The organism is Photobacterium phosphoreum, from assembly GCF_002954725.1.
GTDB classification, from domain to species: Bacteria; Pseudomonadota; Gammaproteobacteria; order Enterobacterales; family Vibrionaceae; genus Photobacterium; species Photobacterium phosphoreum.
The window spans coordinates 1-21,714 of record NZ_MSCQ01000004.1; the positions used below are offsets into that span (position 1 = coordinate 1).

The following is a 21,714-nucleotide window of genomic DNA, read 5'->3' on the forward strand; positions in this document are numbered from 1 at the left end:
CGTTGACTCAACACTTCGTGTTGGTCGGGATGCGTATGATACGCAAGTTCAACTTAAAGTCAAGAAGAAATTTTATTTTTCTAAAACATCTTGTTGACTTCCTTTTCGCCGTAATAGCAAAAGAAAAACACTTCTTAAAAACAATCACCTTGATATTCATCAAATTACAAGTTAACTATAAGATTGAAGCTAAATATCAAAAGTTTGAACTTGATCGGCTGTTTAACCGTATTCCCTTTCGATGGAGCCGCATTATAGAGACTTTGATCACTCTGACAAGCCTTTTTGAAAAAAAAGAATGTAATTGATGATTATTTCATCTAATGTGAACAATGTGACTGTAATAAGCACATGCGAGCGAATTTAAGCTCAATTATTATTAATTACAGGTCATTAAAATTGGCATCATTGTAAGCTTGATGTTAAAACACCCATTAATGCATTCTTCTCTTTCCCTTTTGAGATGTACTTTAAATATGAAATCAAATAATCAAACCACAATAACCGTGATTGCTATCGCTATCATTGGCGCCTTAATCTTTAGTATGTTCAGCAGTACTCCACCAGCCATTAGCTTTGCGCTAGGTGCAATGCTAACAGGACTGGCGTTACACTTTATGCAAGAAAGTAAACATACCATCCTCGATGAAATAGATCCTTCTCAGAGTAGTAAAACCCTTTATGTTGGCAACCTTCCTTATCGTGCAAATGAAAGTGACGTAAAAAACCTTTTTGCTGAGCACGGTGATGTTTTTGCCGTCCGCTTAATGAAAGATAAACGCACAGGTAAACGTAGAGGCTTTGGCTTTGTTGTAATGAATAGCCAAGATGCCGAACATGCAATTGATCAGCTCAACAATCAAGAATATGGTCAGCGTACACTAAAGGTACGAGAAGCCAATGAGCCTAAAAATGCGGATAGTTTAGATCTTGAATAATATCTAATTGCATTTCATTTAAGCTTTTATTCAGCGCCGCGGCATCTGATGTTGCGGCGCTGCTATATGTAACGTTCTTTATAGACGGTGTTATCGCAGCCACATCCGTTGATAACGCTAATAGTAATGCTACCCGCTTAGCGATAGCTTTACCTGAATCTATAATATTTACCTGATGTTTTAGCGCCAATAGGATTTCTTGTTTTATTAGCGGAAAATGAGTACAGCCTAAAACAATACTATCTACGCTACCTTGCCATGGTGCTAGGATCTCTGCTAATTCATCGATATCTACCGACTTAGCGCGTAGCTTCTGCTCTGCCATTTCAACCAATCGAGTCGAACCTATCATTTTAACTTCACAACCATTAGCAAACTGCTGTACTAATTGATGTGTATAAGCACGATTAACCGTTGCTGGTGTTGCCAGTAAACCAATCGATTTTGTTTGGCTGATCAATGCGGCAGGTTTTATGGCTGGAACAACCCCAACTACGGGTATTGTTAGCTGCTGACGTAACGAAGGTAAAACGATAGTACTGGCGGTATTACATGCTATAACAACTAAATCGGCCTGATATTGATTGGCTAATAATGTCACAATATGATTGGTGCGCTTGATTAATGTCACATCGTCTAATTCACCGTAGGGAAAAGCTGCATTATCGAAAGCATAGATATACTGTACTTGAGGTAGTAGAGTATGGATCTCTTGATAAACAGATAAACCGCCCACCCCTGAATCAAAAATGACAACTTTTTTCACTACCACTTACCTTATTACGACATCAAACCATCATGATACTGCGATATCAGCATCTGGAAAAGACTCGGTCTCAACGAGTGTATAGCGCTGATAACAAAATCGGGTATTGGTTTCGCGCTCTAGCCAAGCTAAGTTTAAAGGTTGTTGGTAAAAAGGGGCGTCGACAACCAATGAATGATACTCACCATTCTCACCACACGGATCGATTGTGATGGGGAATTCACTTAATAACTGATGATCAAGCCAACGCCCACAAAACTTAATATCTAATTGGGTACTATCGACTGTGACTAATTTTGTTTGAATGCCACACTCAATAATTTCATTAGCTAACTGAAGGCTTGATTGCCCTAATAAGGGAAAAACACACTCCCAACCTGCTGGTTCAATGTATTGACGCCGATAATCTGCAATACCATTACAAAACAAATCTCCGAACGCGATACCATCAAATTGTAATCCGCAATTTTTCAAACCATCAACAATCGTCTGTTGATAGATATCATGGGCAGGAAATACTTCAGGTAATGCAATCAGCACTAACGGTAAACCAATTAACTGCGCTTGTTTTTTAACAACTGCGATAGGTGTTGCTTGAAAAGGGACATCGTTATCAACATGGGTTGTATAAAGCCCAACAACCTCATAATTAGAATCATTCATTAACCGCCATAACGTTAAGGCTGAATCTTTACCTGATGACCAACTAATAATCACTTTCTGTTTCATATTTATCACCATCAAAAAAGCCGCACAATGGCGGCCTTGAACTATAAAAAATCACACATTAGAACTGATAATTAATGCTGGTGTAGTAAGTTCGACCCGGCATAGCATAGCCGCCAGCTGTTTCGTAATCTTCATTTAGAAGGTTCGCTACTCGTCCTTTCAAAGCGAGCTTAGGTTGCAACCAGTATGTTAGTGCTATATCCCATGTATCATAGGCTGGTAGTTCAACCCCAAAATCAGGACGCTTACCGTGATACTGGTATGTCACAGCAGTATCAAGATCACCATAACTCGCCGTACCTACCCATTTAAATGAAAATTTCTCACGACGGATAAGTTGCTGACCTTTACTATCTCGAGGATCTTTAAAATCAAAATTCAACTGATGAGTAATAATACCCGTATCAAAGCCTGCTTCGACTTCAATACCCTTGATTTTACTCTCACCCTTTACAGTTTCATAAGAGGGCATACCACCAGTATAATCAATTAAATCATTAATACGCATTTGATACGCAGTTACAGCTAAACTACCAATGTCGTAGTCAGCATGTAAGGAAATATCGATATTTTTTGAGGTTTCAGGATTTAAATTAGAGTTACCCGTCGACCAAGCACTTTTAACATAAAGTTGGTAAAGATTAGGGGCTTTAAATGCGGTGCCGTACGAACCACGAAGTTGAATATTGTCAGTTAAATACCAACCACCAGCAATATTGTAGGTTGAATGGGTACCATATTGCTGATTATCATCCAGACGAACACTGGTTTCGATACTTACAGGCGAGTAATCCCATAAGCCAATCGCATAATAACCGGTATTATCACGCTCTTTATTACCCGCAAAACCAGTTAAATCATTCCATTGCTCTTGACGCCAATCAATACCACCACTCACAGATAGTGTTGATAATAGTTGATATTGGTTATGCCATTGAACATTACGCTGGTGATATTGATCCTGACGATTGATAATATTAGTTTTATCAACATAATCAAGGTTATCTTGCTTTTGGTAATCAAAAATCAGTGATGACTTATAGCTATTCTGTGCATATTTTAAACCTGCGGAGTAATCATTAAATTCCGTTTCAGCTCTTACATACTCATGAACAGGTACAGCAGGATCTAATGGAACGTTATTTACTTCATCCCAAGAATCATAATATGAACCATCATATTGGTAATGATTTTTATACCAACGGGTTGCGACATAACCTGAAATCTCATCAGTAAATTGATGATGTAGTGCTAACGATGCATTACGGCTATCAAAACCATGTTTATCACCGTCATTCAATCCTGGCTGAGGATGAACATTATAGCCTTTATCATTTTCATAACCGGCTGCTAGTTGTAATACACTCTTATCACCGATCTTATAAGCGCCCGCGACACTCGCTTCCTGATAGTTATGACTGCCAATACCTAAATCTAATTTAGTTTTTGATGGCGTATCTGTACCAGTGAGGGTGATGATATTTATCACACCACCAATCGCTTCTGAGCCATAAATTGCAGCTCGAGCACCACGAGTAAATTCAATACGCTGAACTTGTGTTAATGGAATTTGATTAAAATCAACATTACCCGCCACAGAGCGAGCCATACGAATACCATCAACCAAAACCAAAACTTGATCGGAGTTTGCACCGCGAACAAAAATACTCGAACTTTGTCCACGACCACCATTTTGAGTGATCTGCACCCCAGGTAGTAAGCTCAGCACTTCAGTTAACGTTTTCGCTTGTACTTTATCGATATCTTGACGAGTTACGACATTAAAAGGTGCTAGCACAGATGTAATTGGCTGCTCAAAACGGTTAGCCGTTACTACCATCACATCATCAGATGTGGTGTCTGCTGCAAATGAAGCAAAAGAAGGGAGACACAACGACGCTACTGTCGCTGCTAAAAGGGATTTTTTCATTACAATTTCCTAAGTCGCGTTTATATCAAAGCAATATTGCTTCTCTGCTGGTTGGTATTCGGACTTAAGAGCATGACCATATGGTCGCCTAGGCAACAACTTCCCATTGCCACTATACTAAATCATGCATTGATTATTTGTAGGGAGCATCAACAGTGTTTGGATAACATCCATGTGCGTTCGTTCTCTATTACCGCTGCGCGTCAGTTACGGACTCTCACCGTATTCCCGAGCCATCCAAGGCTTAACCAGCACTGCGAGAATGCTAGTGTTGTATTGCTTTACTGTCTAGTTTTGTTTGGCATTAGTTATAAAATTTTGGATACACAAATATTTTAATTTGGAACAACACTGGACATCAGTGTGCAATACAATAAAATCTGCGGTCTTATTTTGAGCAGTCGAGGCACACACTATGACATCCACCGTCCTTAATACCGCTGACTACCAGCCCCAGTTGGATGAAAAAGCAGCGCGTATTCAAGATCTACTTAGCGATTTTGAAACGCCTGAATTGGAGGTGTTTGCCTCTCCTGCAGAGCATTACCGTATGCGTGCAGAATTCCGTGTTTGGCACGAAGGCGAAGAGCTGTATTACATCATGTTCAATCAACACACCCGTGAGAAATACCGTGTTGATCAATTTCCAGCAGCAAGCCGTTTAATTAACGATGTAATGCCGATGCTACTGGAAGCTATTAAGCCGATAAAAGCACTGCGTCATAAACTATTCCAAGTGGATTTTTTATCGACCCTAAGTGGTGAAATTCTGGTTTCTATGCTTTATCACCGTCAATTAGATGATGAATGGACAGAAGCTGCCAAAAAACTAAAACAACGTTTAAATGACGAAGGGTTTAAGTTAAATTTGATTGGTCGTGCACGTAAGATGAAAATCGTCTTGGATCAAGATTACGTCATTGAACAATTAAAAGTTCATGATAAAGCAATAACTTACAAACAAGTTGAAAATAGCTTCACCCAGCCGAATGGTGAAGTTGCACAGAAGATGTTGGAATGGGCGGTTGATTGTACTCAAGATAGCGCTGGTGATTTACTTGAACTGTATTGTGGTAATGGTAATTTCTCATTAGCACTTGCACCGAACTTTGAGCGAGTACTGGCAACAGAACTGGCGAAACCATCTGTTGATTCAGCACAATACAACATTGCGGTGAATAACATTGAAAACGTGCAAATTATTCGCATGTCTGCAGAAGATTTTACTGATGCAATGGCTGGTAAACGTGAATTCCGCCGTCTAAAAGATCAAAATGTTGATTTGCAAAGTTATAACTGTAATACCATTTTTGTCGATCCACCCCGTTCAGGTATGGATGATGGCACCTGCCGCATGGTACAAGGCTACGATAACATCATGTACATCTCATGTAACCCTGAGACATTACGCGATAACTTAGCGATTCTAACTGAAACTCACCATATCACTCGGTTTGCGCTATTTGACCAATTCCCTTACACCCACCACATGGAAGCGGGTGTATTACTCGAACGTAAATAACCGTTAACGCAGATAATTTGAATATAAAAAAGGCGCTATCAGCGCCTTTTTCTATTCCGATTCATAGTAAATATCATTTACTATGCTGCTTTTTGCTCTTTCTTATCCATGATACCCATTTTGTATGACACCCAAAATAGCAATGCCAGTGTAATCATCAATGGAATGAAATTTGAGCCCATATCAGGGTATTCAGCACGCAGAAAAGCTGCATAACCAAATACACCCACAAAGAAACATGCACTCGCAATAGCAGGAACACCTTCAGCCATTGGTTTACGCATATATTCTTGATATAAACCGTACAATGCCATGGCAAATGCCAAGACAGGGAAAATAGAGAACGCTACATAGCTTGAGAACAATACTGCCAGAGTGCCGTAACCACAAATCCCAGTTATTATAGATAATACTAGTGTTTTACGCTCTGCTTTAAGTTGTTGCTTTTCCATATACTTCACCAAAATCAAAATAAGATTATAGTTTCTGCCTGAGCTCTCGACGCTCACGCTCTTTACGGTACCAATAAGCACCTTTTGCAATCATTCTAAGTTGCATAATTAGCCTTTCGGCATGCTCAGCACGAGCATGACAATCTAGATCAAGCGCTTCAGCACCTGAACTAAAGACTAATGTCACTGACGCTTCAGCTTGCGTATAAGCCTCTTCATGGGTTACCCCAGTTTTAGCTTCAAGATACTCAGCTAATTCAGCCCCGAAATGTTGTATTTCCCGTACAACCGCAGCACGGAAAGCTGTTGATATACCAGAACGCTCACGAAGCAGTAAGCGGAATACGTTAGGACTACTTTCGATAAATTCCATAAAAGTCTCTACTGAGGTACGGATCACGCTGCCTTCAGTAGCGATACGTTGTCGTGCTTGACGCATTAATTGACGAAGAATTAACCCTCCCTCATCAACCATGGTTAACCCTAACTCATCCATGTCTTTAAAATGACGATAAAAGGATGTTGGGGCAATACCGGCTTCACGCGCAACTTCACGTAGACTTAAATTAGAAAAACTTCGCTCGGCACTTAATTGGCTAAAAGCGGCATCAATTAATGAACGCCGAGTTTTTTCTTTTTGCTGAGCCCTAATCCCCATGAATTATCTGCTTCTCTGTGATTTTATTACAATGGTACTCTGTTTACACAGTAACATCCGCGTCATTGCAGCGACGCTATACTCTCACATAGTAAAGGTAGAGCGCGACTGACGCAAAGCCAGATTAATATCATTTTGCATTTTACATCACAAAATGTGGCGTCTGTTTAATAACCTATCGGGATCTATAACGTTTGATTAATAATAAAAACTTCGTGATCAAGTTCGAGGTCTGATTATGTAACCGTTCATCCTTACCCACCAAACCGTTACCATAATGATAATTCACATTAGAGCAACATGATCAAGGAATGAGGCTATGTCTAATAACCAACCCACCCACAAAAATCATTTTGATGTCATTATTATTGGTAGCGGCCCAGGTGGTGAAGGAGCTGCAATGGGACTGACCAAAGCTGGATTTAAGGTCGCGATTATTGAGCGTGAAAATAGCGTTGGTGGTGGCTGTACCCATTGGGGCACGATCCCCTCTAAATCATTACGCCATGCTGTGAGCCGAATTATCGAATTCAATCAAAACCCACTCTATTGCAATGACACTTCAACTTTACACCGTACCTTTAGTCAGATCCTCCACCATGCAGCAGAAGTGGTTAGTAAACAAACTCGTATGCGCCAAGGGTTTTATGATCGTAATCACTGTCAAATTATTCATGGTGAAGCCAAGTTTGTTGATCACCATACCGTTAGTGTTACCAGCAATGATGGCAGTATTGACCATTTCCGCGCCGAGCGTTTTATCATTGCCACAGGTTCACGCCCATACCAACCAGCAGAAGTTGATTTTAATCATTGCCGTGTTTATGACAGTGATTCAATTTTACAATTAGCCCATGATCCTCGTCATATTCTAATTTATGGTGCTGGTGTGATTGGCTGTGAATATGCCTCTATTTTTAGAGGGCTTGGGGTCAAGGTTGATTTGATTAATACTCGCCAGCGGTTATTAGAATTTCTTGATAATGAAATGTCAGACTCACTGTCCTACCACCTCAGTAATACCGGCACCATGATCCGCAATGATGAAGTATTTGAAACCATTGAAGGCACTGATGACGGCGTTATTCTGCACTTAAAATCCGGCAAGAAAATGCGCGCTGATTGTTTGCTGTATGCCAATGGCCGTACCGGTAATACCGAAAAATTGGGATTAGAGCATGTCGGATTAGATGCCGACTCACGAGGACAATTGAGAGTTAATAATAATTATCAAACGACGGTTGAACATATCTATGCGGTTGGGGATGTTATTGGCTACCCTAGTCTTGCGAGTGCTGCTTATGATCAAGGTCGCTTTGTCGCGCAAGCGATCAGTACAGGTAAAGCCCAAGGGCAATTAATCGCCAATATTCCAACCGGCATTTATACCCTGCCAGAAATCAGTTCAGTTGGTCAAACCGAGCAACAATTAACCGCGGCAAAAATTCCTTATGAAGTGGGTCGATCGCAATTTAAACATCTCGCTAGAGCCCAAATTGCAGGTACAGAAGTCGGCAGTCTAAAAATATTATTTCATCGTGAAACTAAAGCCATTTTAGGTATTCACTGCTTTGGTGAACGTGCCGCGGAAATTATTCATATCGGCCAAGCCATTATGGAACAAAAAGGTGAAGGTAATACGATTGAGTATTTTGCTAACACTACCTTTAATTACCCAACGATGGCGGAAGCATTTCGAGTCGCAGCGCTAAACGGCCTTAATCGCTTATTCTAGCCACAAAACATATTCTGGAATCAAAAAACGGAGCCGCTATGGCTCCGTTAGTGGATATCTGACTTATCAATAAATAATCTACTCGGCGGTCATTAAGCGATCGTCAGCGGTTAAAATTGATGCCCACGGTAATTGCTCGTCACCTAACACAATAAAGTTGGGGTTTTCTAATGTCTGGCGCAAGTTATAAGACAACGGCGTAATATGGGTATTGAAAATTCGCCCCCCCGCCTCTTCAACAATACATTGGGTCGCTGCGGTATCCCACTCACCGGTTGGCCCTAAACGTAAATAACAATCAGCGCCACCTTCTGCGACTAAACATGCTTTAAGAGAAGCCGAGCCCAGTTCAATTAAGTCATATTGATACTGACTATCAAATCGCGCCTTAGTAGTATCAATATTCTGACGACGACTAATCGCAATCGTTAAAGCACGTAGGGGTGAATGGTGTTTATTGGTCGAGATCACACACGTTTCACCATCGGCGGTGATTTTATGTGCCCCTTGACCTTGAGCCGCATAATACGTCACACCTGAAACCGGTGCATACACCACTCCCATGACCGGCTTATTATTATCAATCAAAGCAATCATAGTGGCAAAGTCACCACTGCCTGCAATAAATTCTTGAGTACCATCAAGGGGATCAATTAGCCAATAACGAGGCCACTGACTACGCTCCGTAAGCGAAATATTAGCATCTTCTTCAGACAAGACAGGAATATCAGGGGTTAACAATGCTAACCGCTCAATCACTAACTGATTAGCCGCTAAGTCAGCACTGGTGACTGGAGTATTGTCTGATTTAATATGTTGTTCAAATTGCCCTTGTTGATAAATATCTAATATCAACCGACCTGACGCTTGAGCAATATCGATAACATCAAGAATAAGATGGTTAAGTGTCATTGGCTATTCCTCACGGGCTAAATACTTCAAGGCTAAAAATAGCGCACTGATACTGCGCGCTTCAGCAAAATCAAGATGGTTCAATAGTTCTTCTGCTTGCGCTAACGGCCACCGTACGATCTCTAATGGTTCAGGCTCATCACCTTCTAAACGCTCAGGGTATAAGTCTTGACCGATAAACAATGTCATTCGGCTCGAAAAATATGAGGGTGCCAAAATAACTTCTTTTAATGGCTGTAATCGCTGCGCACCAAAACCAATCTCTTCTTTCAATTCACGGTTTGCCGCTTCAAGTGCCGTTTCACCCGCATCAATTAAACCTTTAGGAAAACCTAACTCATAACGCTCGGTGCCTGCAGAATACTCACGAATCAATAATAAATCGCCATTAGCCGTAATGGGAACAATTAATACTGCGTGACGACCACTTGGCTGCATACGCTCATAAGTGCGTTCGACACCATTAGAAAAACGTAATTCCAATGATTCAATTTTAAAAAGTTGTGATTGCGCTACAACTTCGGCAGCTAAGATTTGGGGTTTATCTTTGCTTATCGCCATGATTAGGTCCTGTTTAATGAAATGCGTTATCAGAATAAAAAAAGCTTACGCTAATTAAAAGCGAATAATCATCAGAAATAAAGCGGCAGTCGAAATCGACTGCCGGTTATTAATGATTTTGTGATTAAAGTATTAACTAACGCTACAATCGACCCGAATAATCAAGCTTATATTGGCCTTTGGTATTAGGATCACCTAACCATTTTAATTGTTTCGCTAGCCCATCTGGGAAATCAGCCCCCGGCTTAAACCATCCATTCAATGTATATTGCTGGTTAGTCGCCAAATTTGCTTGCCAATCACTACTTACATTTGCTGATGCTTGATTGATTTTAGCGATAACAGCGCCATTAGCGCAATTTAAGTCAGCAAAAACTGGCCCTGGTTTAATGGTACCCATTGGCGTTTCAGCTGCCCCTTGTACCCATGCTAAAGTCGCATCAAGGGTTTTACAATACGGTGCAGCATAGTGATAATTTCTGACGGTTAATTCTAGATTACCTTTCACCGTTATCGGTACTGGCAATTGAGCCTGCGATACCGCTTGATAGGCAGGCATCGATAACAATAGCTTTTCAGCAAACGGACCACTACTGCTATAACCAACTAAGCCTTGTCCTTGCAATTGCCATTCACTGCCTTTGCCAAAGCGAACATCAAAGGCTAACTCACCATGTAATAAACGCCCTAAACGCATATCCCATTGTAAGCGGCCAAAAGGTTGATTCTGCCAGCGCACATTGGCAGCACCTCCTTGCCACGGGGTTCCCGTGATCCCCTCTAAGGCTAACCCCTTTATTTTAGGTGCATGCTGCCACAACCAACTTGCTGGTATATGAACGACTAAACTTGCAATAAATACCGCACCAAAACTGGCACCAACGGCTAACTTAAATTTCACGGTTATCCTCGTCCTAACTGCAAACGGTTAACTTCCACCATGCCGTTTTTATCGGTTTTTGAGAGATCTATAAACTGGGTATTAATGCCGTAGCTCTGCTGTAAATACACTAACCAATTGACTAAGGTATCAAACGGTAATGGTTGTACCCACACTTGCAGGGCATCATTACGTGGCTGCATACGGATCAAGTCAATTTTAAATCGAGTCGTAGTTTCATTAATGACTTGGTTTAACCCTTCATTACTGACATTTACCGTTCCGCCAGCACGTTTAAGTACCGAAATTTGATTGGCTTTATGTTCAACCCACGTCAATAATTGCCGTTGTTGATTGATCTTATTTTGAGCCTCAGCAGCACGTTGGTTCAACGGTTGCCATACTCCCCAATAAAGAATCGCAATCACTAGCGCACTACCCGCCCCGAGAAGTAAATGTTGCTCTCTCTGACTGAGGGCTTTCCACCATGCCTTAATCTCTGCCATTAAGCTTTTCTCCTCAGTACGACGGCACCACTGACTAAATCATCTTGTTTGGTTAACTGACCTTGTTCTACCACGAACTGAGTACTCAACGCACTGCGTAATTGTTCAAAATCTTGAAATCCAGCCGCCGTTGCTTGCAAGCGCAATTCACCACGCGTTTGATCATATTTAAGGTTAACAATCTTAATCGTTGGCACTTTTGTTAATGCCGGCTTTAATTCACTGAGCCACATTAGCATGCCATTTTGTTCACCGTTCCCGCCTAAGCTTTTCAACGCTGCGTTCATTTGATTTTTCAAATAACTCTGCGAAGGAATACGTTTAAACTGTGGCAGAACTTGATGAAAAATACGTTCACTTTCAACTCGATAAGCATTAGCTTGTTGCTCTAAACGCTGCGTAGTTAGTACTTGCTCACCGACAAGAGCAACCAATACCACGGCAGCAGCAATCGCAACTTTACGCCATGGTTGTAAATGCTTGCGCCAAGCGGCTTGAGGCTTATAAGGCCCCGATAACAAGGTTGCGTTAGACGCTGCCGCCCCTATCGCTAACAATTGCATCACCAGTTCAGGCGTTTGCGGCTGCCAGTGCCCAGGAGTATTCACCGGAGCAGGCGTATAGTGATGAATCGTCACTTGTGCCAAACTTTCCGTTGCCGCAACAATTAACTCGACATCTTCAGCAACACGTTCACCGTCAACCTCTAGCGCGGCATCCTCGTTATCGTCGTCAGTGTTGTCTACTGGCGTTTCAATAACAATTGGCGCTTTTTGGGCGGTAACCCACGCACCTAACCAACTTGTATCAGCACAAACACCCATCACTTCTGATTGACGAATTAACCACTGTCCATCAATTTCAGCGGCACTGTAACCATCACTAAATAAGGGCAGGCATAGACAATCTGGAATCAGCTTTTTAAGCTCAATACCACATTCTGCAAATGCCGCTAACCACATTGCTATTTTGTGGTGCTCAATAATCGCAACCGTTGCAATGTCATTATCACGTTTAAGCAATTGCACATGCAGGCTATCAACATCTTGAGCTAGCTCTTCTTCAAGTAGATACGGTAATACCGCCGCTAACTGACGGCTACTGCCAACAGGAATCGTTACTTGCGTTAATAACATCTCACTGGTTGGCACTAAACCATAAACAGGGCGCGCTACGGCATATTCTGTTAATTCATTTAACTGCTTTATATCCGCCAGTTGACCAGATGCAATAACTTCATTTTGCAGTGGCGACCAGACCAACCATTGCAGCGGCGTCTCCGGCCGGCTACTTAGCCTTATCGTCAGAAATTCGCTCACGGATTCCTCCATATTGGCGACGAACTACCGTCACCTTGTTCTTATCATCACGGTTAAATAATGCCACGGTTCGCACGCGGGCACTGTCTACTTTTATTTCAGCATCTAACGAAAAATAGTGGCTGGTAACGGTTAAATATTTCTCCACCCCCGAGGCGGCTTTATCATCACCTGAAGCAGGGCTTTCTGATGGTGGTAATGGAACAAGCTTCATAAAATCAGCAACGCTGTCCCATACCGTATGATTTTTATCACGTTCACGAATGATTTTTTGCGCGTCATCTAATGACAGCGATGGCGCAAATAATGCCGATAACAACACCGCATCCTTCTCGGTAATAGTGTTGACATTAAGTAGCATATCATCGGTCGGCAAAGCACAAATCAACCCTTTAACCTGCTGGTATATTTTAGCTGAGACCCCATTAATGGCACGAAACTCACTGCCGTCAGCCAACCAATCATTGGCGGTGACATACGGTGGTTGAAAACTTTCATAGCTACTGTCTTCAGCACCATACGCCGATTGAACAGTAGTGTTATCATCCACAAACTCCCAACTTGAATCGGCGATCACTTCCGCTTCATAGTCATCAACGCCAGATTCAGTAAGAATATTCTGCAAATAAGTCACTAAAAAAGGCTTCTGGCTATTGTCGGTTTTCGCTTTGATATTTTTAAAAGCATTAAGATTAAAACAGGTTTGTTTATCGGTTAAATTACCACTAATTACCGCGCCATTATCTAATGGGTAACTTTGCTCACCCACCGCCCAAGGCTGAGTTAAATTAACGGTTTTACTGTCTTTAAGACTTTGCTTCAATGCTTGAGCGGCTAATGCTTCCACGCCAAGGCTGTACCAATAACTTTGTTGATGCTCAACTTGATTTTTGACGCGGTGAAAATTGAGTTGTAACCGTTCTGTCATTTGTACGGCTAATAAACTCATTAAAGCCACTAACAGTAATACGACGATTAACGCCACTCCACGTTGCTTAATCATTCCTCTGACTCCTGATCATTGGCTGTCAGCGCAGAGGCAGGTAATAAATAAATCCGCTCAATCTCACCTAATTTTTTCAAGGTCATAATAACTTTGATTCCCGCAGGCAAGCTATTGGTTTTATCCCATTTATTATGCCACTGCTTATCATAATAAAATTCAAATTTTAAATCGCTAACCCCCGTTAGCAGCACTCGAACTAACGGCTTGGCGCCAACCACGGTGTCAGGATAGCGAAACCAGACTCGCTCTAAGTTATCATCAATAATACGGTAACCCACACGGGTGATATCACCACGAGGAAACATCGCTTGCGGGTTTTGCCATCCACCACGAACGAAGATGATCCCTTCACTGCTGGAATCCAATAAATACTCACTCGCCTGCAATATTTTATCGGTTGGCTTTTCAGCATTCACTCTAAATTTACGCGCCACAATCTGCCGAAAATCATTATCCATCATGATCATGGTGCGTTGAATCGCTTGTAAACGTTGATTATGATCTTTGGATTGCGCATCACTACGCATGACGTTACTCAGCACCTGATTGGCCGATAAACTCAACATCGCAAATACCGCAATCGCCACCAGTACTTCTAATAAGGTAAAACCTTGCTGACGACGATGATTAATTGCTGACATAAGTCTTTACCGTAATAACTGAATGTTTACGTTGTGGATCAGTCGCGACTGACACTTCAATTTGACGCAAGAGTTGTTGTTGGGTTTTGCTACTAGTGACCGTCCAATACCATTCTTGGTCAGCTAAGGTCGATTTTCCGCGCTTAACTGAACTTGGATAGTCGCCACTTAAATGCAGTTGCGCTAATTCATTATCAGCCACCATTGATGCCAATGTTTTTTGCTCTAAGTAACCTAAGTTATTCAGGTTTTGGCTAACGGCTCGCATAACACTTAATGCGGCAACCGCAAAAATAGCTAAAGCAACTAGGACCTCGAGTAATGTAAATCCTTGCGAGCGCTTCATTGTGACTGCTCCTGCGCTGATAAGGCTTGCTCGGAGAGTTGTTGTTCTAAGGTTTGCCCAGGGGCTAATAACACTAAATTACCTACTTCATCAGCGACGACTTGCCAAAATTGATGTTGGTTATCAACTTCAAAATTGACCGTAAACGGGGTGTAATCACCGCTCGCCATCACCACAATTTGCGGCGGTAGTTGTTCCTTTTCCTGATCAGACTTTTTAAATATGTCGTCATTTTTAAACAGTGAATCAGATTTAAAAAGTCGGTCCTTATCTTTCCATGCACCACCCAGTTCCACCGTGGCCGTAATACCCGCCTCAAGTTTTACATTGGTAAAAAACTTAACACCTTCTAGCGGTTGCCAACCATCTTGAGTAAGCATTAAAAAAGAGTAGTGATGAGGCTCGATACGAATACCGTAATCGACCCCATTTAACATTGCATCTTCACCCAAGAGTTGGGCTAAATGATGAAAACGTACGGCCTGTTCTTTAACCTCATCGTGTTTATTATTCGGCAACGTCGATACCACAGCAACAGCACTGGTTGCCAGTAATACTAACACCAACATAATTTCAATTAGGGTAAAACCTGCATTACGCTTCATCATCATTCTTAGCTTTATTTGTTGTAGTTCAACATATTCCAGTTGCCGATATCGGTATTAATACCATCACCGCCTTCTTGACCATCAGCACCAAGGCTGAAGATATCAACCGCACCGTGTTCACCCGGTGACACGTATTGATACTCATAACCCCATGGGTCTTTTGGTAAACGCTTAATGTAGCCACCGTCACGATAATTACGCGGTTCCGGTGACGAAGAAGGTTTGGTTACCAATGCCTCTAACCCTTGGTCAGTGGTTGGGAACACACTATTATCAAGTTTGTACATTTCCAATGATTGCTCAAGCGAACTAATATCGGTTACCGCTTTTTGTTGGTCAGCTTTTTCTTTGTTCCCTAATAGGTTTGGCACCACTAAACTTGCCAACACCCCAAGAATTACAATAACGACCATTACTTCTAACAGCGTAAAGCCACGTTGCTTTTGTTGCATTTTTCACCCTCCAAAAGAAAATCTACATCCCGACCATATTGTTTAATTCAATAATCGGCATTAAGGTTGCGATCACGATAAACATCACCACTCCCGCCATTGCTACAATCAATAACGGTTCAAACACCCCTAACGCCATATTGACTAAAGACTCAAAATCACGATCTTGGTTATCCGCTGCACGCGTGAGCATTTGCTCAAGCTCACCACTGCGCTCACCACTGGCAATCATATGTAACATCATCGGTGGAAATAGCGCGGTTTTTTCCAAAGAGATACGTAAACTTGCGCCCTCACGCACTCTATCTGCCGCTTCTAAAATCTTCTTATTAACGTAGGTATTGGTCATTACGTCAGACGCAACTTTCATACCGTCCAATAAAGGGATCGCACTTGAGGTACAAATCGATAATGTTCGTGCAAAACGGGAGGTATTTAATCCTCGCGCTACCTTGCCAATCACTGGCACCCGTAAAATAGTCCGATCCCATTTCATTCGAAACGCCGGCTTTTTAAGGGCTGTTTTGATTAAGGCGATTAAGGCCACAATCACAATCACCACCAGCAATCCCCAATGTTGCACAAAATTACTGGCAGCCAATAACACTTCTGTAATTGCTGGCAGCCCTTGATTCATTTGCACAAACTGATCAACAATTTTCGGTACCACGGTCGCTAACAAGAACGCCACTACCGATACTGCCACCAACGTCAGCATTAACGGATAAATCATCGCCTGTTGGAGCTTACTGCGCATTTGTTGACGGTTTTCACTGTAATCAGCTAAACGATTTAAAATGGTATCTAAATGACCCGATTTCTCACCCGCCGCCACCATCGCGCGAAATAACTGATCAAACACATGCGGATATTCCGCCATACTGTCAGCCAAGGTATAGCCTTCAACCACCCGTGATCGCACTGCAAGTAAAATATTTTTCAAGCGTGGTTTTTCATTTTGCTCGGCCACCGCTTTTATACACTCTTCCAGTGGCATTGAAGCTTGCACTAAAGTCGCTAACTGGCGCGTGATCAGCGCTAATTCATTGGTGCTGATCCCACGTCGAAAGGTTAACTTACTCGGCGCAGCGGCGGTTTTTTTACCTTGACCTGAGGTTTGGTTAACCTCAATCGGCACCAGCCCTTTTTCGCGCAACTGCTGCCTAACTTGGCGTGAAGTATCACCTTCTAAGACACCCTTTTTCTGGCGTCCTTTGGCATCTAATGCTTTATATTCAAATGCGGCCATTAGCTCTCCTTGGTCACACGCATCACTTCTTCAAGTGTGGTGATCCCTTGGCTTACTTTTGCTAAACCATCATCACGAATACTTGGCGTTGATTGACGGACATACTTTTCAATCGCTTGCTCACCCGCTTCAGCGTGAATCAACTCTTGAACATACTCGTCAACCTGCAACAATTCATGAATACCCGTACGCCCGCGATACCCTTTAAAATTACACTTGTCACACCCGCAAGGACGATACAACGTCAGGCTATCGGTAGCCGTTAACATAAACAGTTTTTTCTGTTCAGTATCTGCCTCATAAGGTTGGCGACACTCAACACATAAGGTACGTACTAAACGTTGGGCTAATACACCCAATAATGATGATGACACCAAGAACGGTTCTATCCCCATATCACGCAAACGGGTGATCGCACCAACAGCGGTATTGGTGTGCAAGGTTGATAGCACCATGTGGCCCGTTAGTGATGCCTGGACTGCAATCGCCGCGGTTTCTAAGTCACGGATCTCACCAATCATCACCACATCAGGATCTTGACGCAAAATGGCCCGTAAACCACGCGCAAAGGTCATATCAACCTTACTATTAACTTGGGTTTGACCAATACCGTCGATATCAAATTCAATCGGATCTTCAACCGTTAGAATATTGCGTTCAGCACTGTTCAGCTCTTGTAAACCAGCATACAACGTCGTTGATTTACCTGAACCCGTAGGGCCCGTCACCAGAATAATCCCATGGGGACGATCAATGATCTTGCGGAAGAACTGATGGTTAGCCGCAGTCATACCTAAACTATGTAAATCAAGACGAGTGGCGTTTTTATCCAACAAACGCAACACAACTCGCTCACCATGGGACGATGGCATAGTAGATACCCGCACATCCACTGCACGTCCGCCAATCCGTAATGAGATACGCCCATCTTGTGGAATACGTTTTTCAGCAATATCCAATTTCGCCATGACTTTAATACGCGACACTAACAACGGTGCTAACTTACGACTTGGCTGTAAGACTTCTCGCAACATGCCATCAACCCGAAAACGAATCGACAGCACTTTTTCAAAGGTTTCGATATGAATATCAGACGCACCTTCTTTGATCGCTTCAGCAAGCATGGCATTGATCAATTTGATGATCGGCGCATCATCTTCTGATTCCAGTAAATCTTCCGTTTCTGGAAGATCTTCTGCTAACGAGAAAAAGTCATCACTGTCTGAACCTAAATCTTCCATTAACTGACGGGCTTCAGAAGAGTCACGCTGATAAGCATCAGTCAACTTTTGTTCAAACTCCGATTCTGATAGTACAACCGGATAAAAACCTTCACCGACCACCCGTCGCACTTCTGCTAGTACGATTGCTGATAATTGACCACAATAATACAGCTGCCATCCTTGTTGATTGGCTTCAATCACAACATGATGGCGCTTGGCAAAAGAAAACGGCAGTCGAAATAGCACTGCTGTTTCTAATGCCAGAGACTCATCTGCCATTAGTGTTTCTCCAACTGCGATACAAACGCACGCACTTCTGCTGGTAGCGCCATATCATCACCATATTTTGGAATCACTGGCATTTCAGCATCCATTAAACGCATGCCTTTATCGGCTTGGTATAATTGCTGCGCGCGAATATAGTTATATTTACGCTGCGTCATACCATCGGCACTCATGCCATCACGTAAAATAGTCGGACGAATGAAAATCATCAGGTTGGTTTTTTCAGTCTGGTTATTGGTCGAACGGAATAACGCGCCCAATACTGGAATATCACCTAAAATTGGCACTTTTTGCTCAGACTCAAGTGTCTTCTCTTGCATCAAGCCACCAAGGGCGATCATATTGCCGTCTTTCACCAATACCGATGTTGATAACTCTCGTTTATCAAACCGAATATCAACCGCACCATTAGCATCGGCAACTTGCGATACCACTTGCTCGATCTTCATCTGTACCGAGTCACCTTCGTTGATTTGCGGGGTGACTTTAAGCTGAATACCGACATCTTTACGTTCAACGGTAGTAAATGGATTATCGTTATTTGAACCGGTTTGTGAGCCAGTAGTTACCGGTACTTCTTGACCCACCGAAAGATTCGCTTCTTGGTTATCAAGCACAGTAATGTTCGGGGTTGATAGCACGTTAACATTACGGTTCGATTGCACTGCGGTAACAAGTGCTGTCCAGTCACCTAATGCAATCGCTGCCGCTGCACCTTTAACGCCACCTAGGAAGGCAGCCATTGGTGCTAAGTCGCCACTTTCAGTAGTTACGATAGGAGGTAACTGCTCACCTGTATTTGGATCAGTTCGATTTTGCGTCGTGACTTTATCTTTGCCTTGCTCTTGCGCTGACAATAAACCACCAATCGGCGCACCACTGTTACCAAACTGAATCACACCGCCATCTTGTGAGCCCCACTGAACCCCTAAGTTAACGCCATCACCTTCTTGAACTTCAACAATCATCGCTTCAATATGCACTTGAGCACGACGAATATCGAGTTGAGAAATAATCGACTCTAACCGTTTCATTACATCGGCAGGGGCTGAGATAATTAATGAGTTAGTCGGCGCATGGGCAGAGATCATAACATCGTCTTTACTTGCGCTTTGACCTTGACCTGCATTGCCTTTGGTCGATGCTTGAACATTTTCAGATACCCCTTTCAGGACATCAACTAAATCTTCAGCTTTAGCGTATTTAAGATAGAACACGCGACTATTACCACTGACTGCCATCTCTTTATCTAAACGATGGATCAGTTTCTTTAAGCGCTCACGCACTTTCGGATCGCCAGAAATCAACACCGAATTAGTGCGCTCATCTGCAACCGCTTTAGGGATTAAAAAGCTTGGGGTCGATTTGGCTTCTGCACTGCTATTGAGCGAGTCAATAATGCGCACCATTTCTGATGCCGAGGCGTTATTGAGCGACACTACGGTCACATCTTTGTTACCCGCACGATCCACTCGCTCAATAATTTCAGCTAAGCGGTTCACCACCGCAGCACGACCAGTGATCATGATGATATTAGCCGGATCGTAATGGACTACGTTACCTGCACCTGCATTATCATTTAGCTGGCGTAATAGCGGTGATAATTCACGTACTGAAACATTCTTAACCGCAATAACACGGGTAACAACAGCATCACCGGGAATATTCTTATCATTGGCACCAACCACCGGAATAGCAGCCGTTTTGGCGTCTTTATCACGAATCACTTTCATGACGCCATCTTCCATGGTGACAACCGCGTAACCATAGACATCAAGCACATTAAGGAAGAAACGGTAATACTGTTCTTCGTTCAATAAATCATAACTGCGCACATTCACTTGCCCACGCACTGCGGGATCAATAATAATAGTTTTATGTAAAGTACGGCCGACAATATTGATGAACTCTTGAATGTCTGTGCCTTTAAAATTAGCACTTAATTCATCTGCCATTGCTTGACTACAAAACAAGCCGCTCGCTAACAATAGGGCACTTTTACCCATCCATTTTTTCACAAAAAAACTCCTGCTTTATCGCATATTCATTTCAAGCTCAGCACTAAAGTGTTATTGCAGCTCAATGTGGATATCATGTAACTGACCGTCACGCTCAACCGTCAGTGTAAAATCAGTGGCTGAAGACAACTCACCCCAAAGTTTGGCCATAATTGCAGGATCGGTAAGGCTATTACCATTTATACTCACTGCAAGATCATTGGCTTTAAGACCCACCTGATCAAATAAAAGTCTATTTTTACCTGGATTGACACGATAGCCTTCAATTTGGCCATCTTTTTTTACCTGAGATAAGCGGATGTAACTAAATAAGGTTTGTGGCTCAGATAAAATTTCTTGTTTGATTTTGGCTAACTCAGCAGCATTATTACTTTGAGTACCTTGCTGTTGAGATGCTACAGCCGTCGCTGATGGTTTAGTGAATTTTAAGCCTTCAAGCATTAACGTTTCATCACGACCATTATTACGAATAATAACCCGATCGTTATACACCGCGATTAACGTGGCGCGAGTATTATCAATCACTTCATTAATGCCATAGGTATTTTGTTTACCGTTATTGGTTACCACGGCTAAAGCTCTTGATGGCGTAGAACTGGCCACCACACCCACTAACGTTAATCGTAATTGAGTTTGTGGTGCATCCTGTTTAACTGGTTTTGTGGTTACTGGAGTGGCATTGGCTTGATAACGGCCAAACAGATTCAAGCTTAATAATTCATTCACAGGTAATTGTTGTTGAGAAGTATTAACACTTACCGTCAATGGCTGCCATCGAGCAACGGCAGGTGATGGTTCAACAAGCGACCACACTAAGCGTCCGGCAATCCAAGCGAATACCACCACTAAAAGACAAGTTAAAAGACGCGTAACTGATTGTAATGATAACGGGCGTTTGATTGCAGCTACAGCAAACCACTTTGAAACAGACATAGCAAAATCCATTGTTAAAATACCAACTATCATTAAACAAATAAG

22 protein-coding genes and 1 riboswitch are annotated in these 21,714 nt (G+C 42.4%); of the genes, 3 read left to right on the forward strand and 19 right to left on the reverse strand.

Annotation, left to right across the window (positions count from 1 at the left end):
* The first annotated feature begins 476 nt into the window (after nucleotides 1-476).
* On the forward strand, nucleotides 477-938 hold the full coding sequence (locus tag BTO21_RS19115; protein WP_045029919.1) for an RNA recognition motif domain-containing protein: 462 nt from the start codon (nucleotides 477-479) through the stop codon (nucleotides 936-938).
* Here the strand turns inward: BTO21_RS19115 and murI are convergent.
* Genes murI through BTO21_RS19130 form a run of 3 tightly spaced genes read right to left on the reverse strand, consistent with a single transcriptional unit; the run spans nucleotide 907 to nucleotide 4,363 of the window.
* The gene (murI, locus tag BTO21_RS19120; RefSeq protein WP_082056867.1) at nucleotides 907-1,704 is read right to left on the reverse strand and encodes a glutamate racemase; all 798 of its coding nucleotides are present in this window, start codon (nucleotides 1,702-1,704) and stop codon (nucleotides 907-909) included. The genes BTO21_RS19115 and murI overlap by 32 nt on opposite strands.
* Before the next feature lie 30 nt (nucleotides 1,705-1,734).
* On the reverse strand, nucleotides 1,735-2,433 hold the full coding sequence (locus tag BTO21_RS19125; protein WP_045029916.1) for a Dph6-related ATP pyrophosphatase: 699 nt from the start codon (nucleotides 2,431-2,433) through the stop codon (nucleotides 1,735-1,737).
* A 58-nt stretch (nucleotides 2,434-2,491) separates the two neighbouring features.
* Nucleotides 2,492-4,363 (reverse strand): TonB-dependent receptor domain-containing protein, encoded by a 1,872-nt coding sequence (locus BTO21_RS19130; protein WP_045029915.1) that lies wholly within the window; start codon nucleotides 4,361-4,363, stop codon nucleotides 2,492-2,494.
* Nucleotides 4,364-4,395: 32 nt separating this feature from the next.
* A riboswitch (cobalamin riboswitch) is annotated at nucleotides 4,396-4,631 on the reverse strand.
* 147 nt (nucleotides 4,632-4,778) lie between these two features.
* Between BTO21_RS19130 and trmA the strand changes: the two genes are divergently transcribed.
* Entirely contained in the window at nucleotides 4,779-5,885 is a 1,107-nt protein-coding gene (gene trmA, locus BTO21_RS19135) for a tRNA (uridine(54)-C5)-methyltransferase TrmA (RefSeq protein ID WP_045029913.1), read from the forward strand.
* Between the two features lie 80 nt (nucleotides 5,886-5,965).
* Here the strand turns inward: trmA and BTO21_RS19140 are convergent, their stop codons facing one another.
* Together BTO21_RS19140 and fabR are read right to left on the reverse strand one after the other, a co-directional pair.
* The gene (locus BTO21_RS19140) at nucleotides 5,966-6,337 is read right to left on the reverse strand and encodes a YijD family membrane protein (RefSeq protein WP_045029912.1); all 372 of its coding nucleotides are present in this window, start codon (nucleotides 6,335-6,337) and stop codon (nucleotides 5,966-5,968) included.
* A gap of 25 nt (nucleotides 6,338-6,362) precedes the next feature.
* Nucleotides 6,363-6,995 carry an HTH-type transcriptional repressor FabR gene (gene fabR, locus BTO21_RS19145; RefSeq protein WP_045029910.1) on the reverse strand — a complete coding sequence of 211 codons (633 nt, stop codon included), beginning with the start codon at nucleotides 6,993-6,995 and terminating at the stop codon, nucleotides 6,363-6,365.
* A gap of 319 nt (nucleotides 6,996-7,314) precedes the next feature.
* Between fabR and sthA the strand changes: the two genes are divergently transcribed.
* Entirely contained in the window at nucleotides 7,315-8,730 is a 1,416-nt protein-coding gene (sthA, locus tag BTO21_RS19150; RefSeq protein WP_045029908.1) for a Si-specific NAD(P)(+) transhydrogenase, read from the forward strand.
* A 78-nt stretch (nucleotides 8,731-8,808) separates the two neighbouring features.
* Here the strand turns inward: sthA and cysQ are convergent, their stop codons facing one another.
* From cysQ to gspC, 14 genes are all read right to left on the reverse strand, one after another.
* A complete protein-coding gene (gene cysQ / locus BTO21_RS19155; protein ID WP_045029907.1) occupies nucleotides 8,809-9,642 on the reverse strand; it encodes a 3'(2'),5'-bisphosphate nucleotidase CysQ in 834 nt (277 codons plus the stop codon).
* A 3-nt stretch (nucleotides 9,643-9,645) separates the two neighbouring features.
* The gene (gene nudE, locus BTO21_RS19160; protein WP_045029905.1) at nucleotides 9,646-10,203 is read right to left on the reverse strand and encodes an ADP compounds hydrolase NudE; all 558 of its coding nucleotides are present in this window, start codon (nucleotides 10,201-10,203) and stop codon (nucleotides 9,646-9,648) included.
* A 142-nt stretch (nucleotides 10,204-10,345) separates the two neighbouring features.
* Nucleotides 10,346-11,104: a type II secretion system protein N gene (locus BTO21_RS19165; RefSeq protein ID WP_045029904.1), complete on the reverse strand. Its 759-nt coding sequence runs from the start codon at nucleotides 11,102-11,104 to the stop codon at nucleotides 10,346-10,348.
* A 2-nt stretch (nucleotides 11,105-11,106) separates the two neighbouring features.
* Nucleotides 11,107-11,589, reverse strand: coding sequence for a type II secretion system protein M (locus BTO21_RS19170; protein WP_045029902.1), 483 nt, complete (start codon nucleotides 11,587-11,589; stop codon nucleotides 11,107-11,109).
* On the reverse strand, nucleotides 11,589-12,908 hold the full coding sequence (gene gspL / locus BTO21_RS19175; protein WP_239998012.1) for a type II secretion system protein GspL: 1,320 nt from the start codon (nucleotides 12,906-12,908) through the stop codon (nucleotides 11,589-11,591). The genes BTO21_RS19170 and gspL overlap by 1 nt, the downstream gene beginning before the upstream one ends.
* Nucleotides 12,877-13,911, reverse strand: a complete 1,035-nt coding sequence (gene gspK, locus BTO21_RS19180) for a type II secretion system minor pseudopilin GspK (RefSeq protein ID WP_045029899.1) — start codon at nucleotides 13,909-13,911, stop codon at nucleotides 12,877-12,879. The genes gspL and gspK overlap by 32 nt, the downstream gene beginning before the upstream one ends.
* Nucleotides 13,908-14,555 carry a type II secretion system minor pseudopilin GspJ gene (gene gspJ, locus BTO21_RS19185; RefSeq protein WP_045029897.1) on the reverse strand — a complete coding sequence of 216 codons (648 nt, stop codon included), beginning with the start codon at nucleotides 14,553-14,555 and terminating at the stop codon, nucleotides 13,908-13,910. Before gspJ ends, gspK begins: the two co-directional genes overlap by 4 nt.
* Nucleotides 14,542-14,901 (reverse strand): type II secretion system minor pseudopilin GspI, encoded by a 360-nt coding sequence (gspI, locus tag BTO21_RS19190; RefSeq protein ID WP_045029896.1) that lies wholly within the window; start codon nucleotides 14,899-14,901, stop codon nucleotides 14,542-14,544. Before gspI ends, gspJ begins: the two co-directional genes overlap by 14 nt.
* Nucleotides 14,898-15,509 (reverse strand): type II secretion system minor pseudopilin GspH, encoded by a 612-nt coding sequence (gspH, locus tag BTO21_RS19195; RefSeq protein ID WP_045029932.1) that lies wholly within the window; start codon nucleotides 15,507-15,509, stop codon nucleotides 14,898-14,900. The genes gspI and gspH overlap by 4 nt, the downstream gene beginning before the upstream one ends.
* An 11-nt stretch (nucleotides 15,510-15,520) precedes the next feature.
* Nucleotides 15,521-15,961: a type II secretion system major pseudopilin GspG gene (gspG, locus tag BTO21_RS19200; RefSeq protein WP_045029894.1), complete on the reverse strand. Its 441-nt coding sequence runs from the start codon at nucleotides 15,959-15,961 to the stop codon at nucleotides 15,521-15,523.
* A gap of 22 nt (nucleotides 15,962-15,983) precedes the next feature.
* Nucleotides 15,984-17,210 (reverse strand): type II secretion system inner membrane protein GspF, encoded by a 1,227-nt coding sequence (gene gspF / locus BTO21_RS19205; protein WP_045029892.1) that lies wholly within the window; start codon nucleotides 17,208-17,210, stop codon nucleotides 15,984-15,986.
* The gene (gene gspE / locus BTO21_RS19210) at nucleotides 17,210-18,712 is read right to left on the reverse strand and encodes a type II secretion system ATPase GspE (protein ID WP_045029890.1); all 1,503 of its coding nucleotides are present in this window, start codon (nucleotides 18,710-18,712) and stop codon (nucleotides 17,210-17,212) included. The genes gspF and gspE overlap by 1 nt, the downstream gene beginning before the upstream one ends.
* Nucleotides 18,712-20,736 (reverse strand): type II secretion system secretin GspD, encoded by a 2,025-nt coding sequence (gene gspD / locus BTO21_RS19215; protein WP_045029889.1) that lies wholly within the window; start codon nucleotides 20,734-20,736, stop codon nucleotides 18,712-18,714. Before gspD ends, gspE begins: the two co-directional genes overlap by 1 nt.
* A 51-nt stretch (nucleotides 20,737-20,787) precedes the next feature.
* Nucleotides 20,788-21,669 carry a type II secretion system protein GspC gene (gene gspC, locus BTO21_RS19220; protein ID WP_045029887.1) on the reverse strand — a complete coding sequence of 294 codons (882 nt, stop codon included), beginning with the start codon at nucleotides 21,667-21,669 and terminating at the stop codon, nucleotides 20,788-20,790.
* Nucleotides 21,670-21,714 lie beyond the last annotated feature (45 nt).

Bases quoted from the DNA above. Each gene is read 5' to 3' on its own strand.
- gspI (WP_045029896.1), bottom strand. From the start codon at position 14,901: ATGAAGCGCTCGCAAGGATTTACATTACTCGAGGTCCTAGTTGCTTTA.
- BTO21_RS19115 (WP_045029919.1), top strand. From the start codon at position 477: ATGAAATCAAATAATCAAACCACAATAACCGTGATTGCTATCGCTATC.
- BTO21_RS19130 (WP_045029915.1), bottom strand. From the start codon at position 4,363: ATGAAAAAATCCCTTTTAGCAGCGACAGTAGCGTCGTTGTGTCTCCCT.
- BTO21_RS19170 (WP_045029902.1), bottom strand. From the start codon at position 11,589: ATGGCAGAGATTAAGGCATGGTGGAAAGCCCTCAGTCAGAGAGAGCAA.
- gspK (WP_045029899.1), bottom strand. From the start codon at position 13,911: ATGATTAAGCAACGTGGAGTGGCGTTAATCGTCGTATTACTGTTAGTG.
- gspF (WP_045029892.1), bottom strand. From the start codon at position 17,210: ATGGCCGCATTTGAATATAAAGCATTAGATGCCAAAGGACGCCAGAAA.
- gspH (WP_045029932.1), bottom strand. From the start codon at position 15,509: ATGATGAAGCGTAATGCAGGTTTTACCCTAATTGAAATTATGTTGGTG.
- gspG (WP_045029894.1), bottom strand. From the start codon at position 15,961: ATGCAACAAAAGCAACGTGGCTTTACGCTGTTAGAAGTAATGGTCGTT.
- gspJ (WP_045029897.1), bottom strand. From the start codon at position 14,555: ATGTCAGCAATTAATCATCGTCGTCAGCAAGGTTTTACCTTATTAGAA.
- nudE (WP_045029905.1), bottom strand. From the start codon at position 10,203: ATGGCGATAAGCAAAGATAAACCCCAAATCTTAGCTGCCGAAGTTGTA.
- cysQ (WP_045029907.1), bottom strand. From the start codon at position 9,642: ATGACACTTAACCATCTTATTCTTGATGTTATCGATATTGCTCAAGCG.
- gspE (WP_045029890.1), bottom strand. From the start codon at position 18,712: ATGGCAGATGAGTCTCTGGCATTAGAAACAGCAGTGCTATTTCGACTG.
- sthA (WP_045029908.1), top strand. From the start codon at position 7,315: ATGTCTAATAACCAACCCACCCACAAAAATCATTTTGATGTCATTATT.
- BTO21_RS19140 (WP_045029912.1), bottom strand. From the start codon at position 6,337: ATGGAAAAGCAACAACTTAAAGCAGAGCGTAAAACACTAGTATTATCT.
- fabR (WP_045029910.1), bottom strand. From the start codon at position 6,995: ATGGGGATTAGGGCTCAGCAAAAAGAAAAAACTCGGCGTTCATTAATT.
- gspC (WP_045029887.1), bottom strand. From the start codon at position 21,669: ATGTCTGTTTCAAAGTGGTTTGCTGTAGCTGCAATCAAACGCCCGTTA.
- trmA (WP_045029913.1), top strand. From the start codon at position 4,779: ATGACATCCACCGTCCTTAATACCGCTGACTACCAGCCCCAGTTGGAT.
- BTO21_RS19125 (WP_045029916.1), bottom strand. From the start codon at position 2,433: ATGAAACAGAAAGTGATTATTAGTTGGTCATCAGGTAAAGATTCAGCC.